Origin of the sequence: Shewanella algidipiscicola, assembly GCF_003605125.1 — a bacterium.
Lineage (GTDB): Bacteria > Pseudomonadota > Gammaproteobacteria > Enterobacterales > Shewanellaceae > Shewanella > Shewanella algidipiscicola.
The window spans coordinates 1-636 of record NZ_QPQT01000037.1 but is presented as its reverse complement, the minus strand read 5'-3'; the positions used below and the strand labels follow the sequence as shown (position 1 = coordinate 636).

Annotated in this window: 1 rRNA gene; it reads left to right on the top strand. The window is 53.1% G+C overall.

Features of this window, described 5'->3' with window-relative positions:
• Window positions 1-616: ribosomal RNA gene (locus DVO77_RS18945) — 16S ribosomal RNA — on the top strand; the annotation flags it as partial.
• Window positions 617-636: the final 20 nt, after the last annotated feature.

The window sequence follows — 636 nt, the reverse complement described above, 5'->3', positions numbered from 1 at the left end:
GGCCCGCACAAGCGGTGGAGCATGTGGTTTAATTCGATGCAACGCGAAGAACCTTACCTACTCTTGACATCCAGAGAATTCGCTAGAGATAGCTTAGTGCCTTCGGGAGCTCTGAGACAGGTGCTGCATGGCTGTCGTCAGCTCGTGTTGTGAAATGTTGGGTTAAGTCCCGCAACGAGCGCAACCCTTATCCTTATTTGCCAGCACGTAATGGTGGGAACTTTAGGGAGACTGCCGGTGATAAACCGGAGGAAGGTGGGGACGACGTCAAGTCATCATGGCCCTTACGAGTAGGGCTACACACGTGCTACAATGGCAAGTACAGAGGGTTGCAAAGCCGCGAGGTGGAGCTAATCTCACAAAGCTTGTCGTAGTCCGGATTGGAGTCTGCAACTCGACTCCATGAAGTCGGAATCGCTAGTAATCGTGGATCAGAATGCCACGGTGAATACGTTCCCGGGCCTTGTACACACCGCCCGTCACACCATGGGAGTGGGCTGCACCAGAAGTAGATAGCTTAACCTTCGGGAGGGCGTTTACCACGGTGTGGTTCATGACTGGGGTGAAGTCGTAACAAGGTAGCCCTAGGGGAACCTGGGGCTGGATCACCTCCTTACCTATACGACTAACTTAATG